5 protein-coding genes are annotated in these 4,221 nt (G+C 66.9%); all 5 read right to left on the reverse strand.

All coding sequences use genetic code 11. The features are described 5' to 3' along the window. Positions 1 to 217: sigma factor-like helix-turn-helix DNA-binding protein (locus FVA95_RS27695; RefSeq protein WP_193564260.1), on the reverse strand; the 217-nt coding region annotated here is incomplete at its 3' end. Between the two features lie 114 nt (positions 218 to 331). Further along, positions 332 to 667, reverse strand: coding sequence for a hypothetical protein (locus tag FVA95_RS27700; protein ID WP_149666770.1), 336 nt, complete (start codon positions 665 to 667; stop codon positions 332 to 334). A 239-nt stretch (positions 668 to 906) separates the two neighbouring features. Continuing rightward, positions 907 to 1,821: a ParA family protein gene (locus FVA95_RS27705; protein WP_149666771.1), complete on the reverse strand. Its 915-nt coding sequence runs from the start codon at positions 1,819 to 1,821 to the stop codon at positions 907 to 909. Between the two features lie 825 nt (positions 1,822 to 2,646). Beyond that, positions 2,647 to 3,120 carry a hypothetical protein gene (locus FVA95_RS27710; protein WP_149666772.1) on the reverse strand — a complete coding sequence of 158 codons (474 nt, stop codon included), beginning with the start codon at positions 3,118 to 3,120 and terminating at the stop codon, positions 2,647 to 2,649. Positions 3,121 to 3,124: 4 nt separating this feature from the next. Then, the gene (locus FVA95_RS27715; protein ID WP_149666773.1) at positions 3,125 to 4,123 is read right to left on the reverse strand and encodes a type IV secretory system conjugative DNA transfer family protein; all 999 of its coding nucleotides are present in this window, start codon (positions 4,121 to 4,123) and stop codon (positions 3,125 to 3,127) included. Positions 4,124 to 4,221: the final 98 nt, after the last annotated feature.

Below are 4,221 nucleotides of genomic sequence, written 5' to 3' on the forward strand. Positions count from 1 at the left end.
TCCGCGGGAACTGCGCCAACAGAGCCCGCACCTGCGGCTCGACCGCATCAGCCAGCGAACCCCGCGGGCCCCGTTCCCGCCGCGGTGGGCCCGGCGCCCGCAGCGCCGAACGCACCGTGTTCCGCGCGACTCCCAGCCGGCGGGAGATCTCCTTGATCGGGACACCCTCCGCCCGATGCAGACGACGGATCTCGGACCAGTCCTCCACCGACAACACCCCCTCAGCGTCGCCCAGAAGGGGTCAATCCCAATCCGACGTCAGGGGGTCAGTCTCAGGCCGTCGTCGACAGATGTCGCGTCAGGTCTGCCAACGCTGGCGCTGACGGGGTGGTTAGTTGCTGCCTAGGTAGAGCTCGAGGACTGCGGTGACGAATTCCGATCGCGACGGAGCGCCCAGCTCCAGCCGCTGCGCCTCCAACACGGCGAACTCCACCTCGGTCCAGCGCGGATGCCGTTCCCGCAGCGTTCCCGCGGACCGCCTTGGGCGGCGCGTGCGCGGTGGAAGACCAGATGCTGACGTCGACGGAGGCCGGAATCGCTGGGGCAGGTCGCCGTAGACCTGCTCATAGCCGTCGAGCACGAACTCCCCGAGCGTGCGCCCATCGAGCTGCGTGGCCACCCGATCCAGCAGATCATCGGGTAGATATACCGAGTAGGACGACTTCACGTCACGTGCGGTCGACGCCTTCTTGTCCGCTGGCCTACTCGGTCGGGCGGCCGCACTGGACGGAGGAGTTGTCGGGAGCGGGGACGTGCCCAGAGCGTCATCCTCCGTGCCCTGGGCCTGCACAGGAGTCGGCTCGGTCGGCGCATGGGCAGAACGTCCCAGTCGGCCCGAGAGGTTTCCTGCCCGCGATGCGGGCTTCCGGAACGCGGACAGATCCCGATCCGTCATGTCGGAATTCGTCATGCCGGAATCTCCAAACGGATGGCGATACGGTCCAGTACCTCTTCTGCCAAGGCCGCGTAATCACCGGCCAGGCCGGCAGAACTTGCGGCGACCCGGGGTGCTGGTCGGTCGGTACGGTGCAGACCACACCCCCGGTCGCGGAGGGCCTCGAAGTAGGCGCGTCGCTGCTCTGGCAGCTGCTCTTCCAGCTCGTGTATCACCAGCCCGGCGCTCCGTCCGCCGACCGCAGCGGACTCCACGTGACGGATGGTCGTCCGGAACACCAGATCTGCGGTGCCTAGATCCCGCTCAATCTGGGCTCGGGTGTCTTCCTTGATCCGCTTGGCCGACGATCCGATTCCGAACAGGACGACCCCCAGGAGCTCGAGGTCCGGGTTCGTCGACGCAGTGACTGATCCGAACATCTTGGCGACGGCAGCAAGGCCATCGAGCGAGGACCTGTCGCTCTTGGTCGGGATCAGAAGGAACTGAGACGTCGTCATGATCAGTCGCTGGATTACCCGCTCCCCAGGCGGGCAGTCGATCAGGACCAGGTCGTAGTTCCCCGCCACCGGGGCCAGCGCGTCCTGCAAAACTGCGGAGACGTCCTCACCCTGCATCTGCCGACCGACGAGGGTCCCGACGAGTTGAGCGAGCTGGTCACCTCCGCAGACGAGGTCCAAGCTGGCGCGGACGTTGAGAACTGGCCGAAGGGGTGCTCCGGTGATCAACGCGGCGACCATCGAGGCGCCCTGGTCGTCGGACGCCGTCCCCTTGATACCGAGGTCATCTGAGACGTTCCCCTGTGCGTCCATGTCGACAAGGAGCACCCGGTAACCAGCCGCGGCCACCAGCGCAGCCAGGTTCGTGGCAACAGACGTTTTCCCGACGCCGCCCTTCCCGTTGATGACAGCTGTCGTGCGGGGAAGCATCGCGGTGAGTCTCCTTCGCAGTCCACAGAGCCCGGGAGTGCCCGTGGCGAGGGTGATGGTCGAGCAGAGGCCGTGGGCTAGTAGACCAGACGCGGTCGAGGTGCATGCGGACCGCCACGGTGTGGCGTGCTTGTCGCAGCTACACAGCGTAACAGAGGCGGTGCTGCGGCGATCGGACAGTCTTGTGCCAGCGGTGTCGCTGCCTAGATATAGCTCGCATGCTGCGGCCTATCAGCCATAAGAGAGCTGACCGCAAGCTGAGCGGCAGCGAGACCTCAGGTATGAGCCTGCAATCAGGCAGCGTGCAGACGGCGGCAGATCTGCGAGCGGTCCGCAGATTGAAGGCGTTAGTCCAGCGGTAGGAACGCAATGGCACAGTGAGCAAGTAGCTGTAATAACGCAGTTAGGAAGCTCTCTGTATGCGTCTTGATAGCTTAATGGAAGCATTCTGGTAGCGACCATTGCGATCTCAATCCGCGATGCGGTAGCTGCTGTAGTGCGACATGGTAGCCTACCGACCGCTACCATGTAGCGCTAACGCAGCCAGATGGCAGCGCCCCTATTGCTGTGCCATCGCGAGGTGGCGGCCTTACCGCGGCCAGCTCCAGGCGCGCCGGCCGGCCCGCTCGCTGGATCGGCCGCGTAGCCGCACGCCTCCTGCACCCAACGCAGAACCTGCTCCTGCACCAGCTGCGCGTAGGTCGTCCCCCATGCCGCGACGTCCTCGTCCAAGCCGCTGTGGCCATGCCGTCCAGCAGCGCCGACAGCGACAACGGCATGCGGAACTGCACCTCGTGCGCGTCGAACGGTGGAGCAGCCAGGGGATCACCGACGTCGAAGAGCGGCGGCGTCGAGGATCTTCGCCGTCGGCGCATAGCCCGACGACGAGCCCGCATCATCGCCGACCGAGCCTCGGTGATCGATCAGGAGGAAGGTGCCCTTCGGGGTGCCGGAGTCGGGCACGAACAGCCGCAGGGTGAAGCTCGCCGATCCGGCTCCGGTGACGGTGATGGTGACCGTCTTCGCGGATCTGCCGCCACTATCGTCGAAGGTGATCTTCTCTGGGTCGGGCAGGCTCTGACCGTAGACGTGTTCCTGGAATGCCTCCAACAGCTCGGGACGTCGTTGCTGCTCCCAGGCCTGCACGTCGTCGACCCCGGTCGCGGCCGTCGAGGACCAGCGGTTTCGGGGCTTGTGTGTCGCCGTCCGGGAAATCGTCGTCCGGGGAGTCGTCGTCTTGGCTCGGTGCGGTGGGGATCGTCCAAGGGCTGCCGCGGGCTGTTGCTGTGGGCTGGTCATGGCTTTAGGTCCTTCGCTCGCTGTGTAGAGATCCGGTGCGGTAGCCGCGGTCGTCGATCGGGATCGCGGTGCCGTCGCGCAGGGTGGCGACGTCGGCGTCGATCTGGGTGCTGTCGGGCCGTTTGGTGACGTCGACGGCGTCGGCGACGAAGCAGCGAACACCGCGGTGGATTGCCAGCACCTTTCCGGCGGGCAGCTCGCGGATCTGTCCGGGGCGCATTACCGGGACGGTTTCGGTGCTGTAGCTGTGGCGTTCCCTGCTGAACAGCCCGTCGGCCTGGCTCTGACGTCGGGTGCGTTCGTAGGTGCCGCAGATGTCGGAGAGCCACTGCAGGGTGCGGTCGTCCTTGATCCCGCCCCAGGCGGTGAGGGTGGTGGTGTTGTCGCGGACCTCGCGCTCGCCGACGGACCCGAAAAGGCGTTCGAGCTGTGCGAGGGACTGAGCGGCCCAGTGGATCACGACTCCTCGGCCGGCGGCGTCGGAGATGACCTCAGCCAGGCGCGGGACGGGGGTGCCGTTGGCGAGCTCGTCGAACACCACGGTGACCGGCGGGTCGGCCCGTCGTGCCGGGTAGTCCATGGCCATGTCCTGCGCGGTGCGCAGGAAGTGCTCGGCCAACGCGGTCAGCACAGGGACTGCTTCCGCCGCCTGCTGCTGGTCGGCGATCAGGAACAGCGAGCCGCCCTGGCCGATGAACCGGCGCACATCCAGGCCACGCCCGTGGGCCGGGCTCAGCAGGTCCCGCACTCTCGGATCGATCCAGGCGCCCACGACCCGGCGCACTGACATCCATACCGCTGACGCGGTCCGTGGGTCCAGATCCATCTCCGCGCGAAGGTTGGCCGCCATCTCCGCGCGGCCCGCGTCCTGCAGGATCTTGACCGGCCGGGGGTCGGCCGGCAGCCGCCGCCCCGGCCTGGACGGTTGTGGGCGCTCACCGGGGGTCTGTAACGAGAACGGTGGTTCCGGCGATGTTGTCAGTAGTGCTCGGCGCCCGGCCAGCGGTCACCGAAAGTGATGGCGAAGGCGTTGAGGACTGGCTTCCAGCGCATCATCCATCGGGTGTGGCCTCGTCCGGTCGGGTCGAGGCTGCGGGTGAC

This window comes from Pseudonocardia sp. EV170527-09 (assembly GCF_008369905.1).
Taxonomy (GTDB): domain Bacteria; phylum Actinomycetota; class Actinomycetes; order Mycobacteriales; family Pseudonocardiaceae; genus Pseudonocardia.

What these genes read in the sequence shown, in the direction of transcription:
- FVA95_RS27705 (WP_149666771.1), bottom strand. Translation starts at nt 1,821, where the DNA reads ATGCTTCCCCGCACGACAGCTGTCATCAACGGGAAGGGCGGCGTCGGG.
- FVA95_RS27710 (WP_149666772.1), bottom strand. Translation starts at nt 3,120, where the DNA reads ATGACCAGCCCACAGCAACAGCCCGCGGCAGCCCTTGGACGATCCCCA.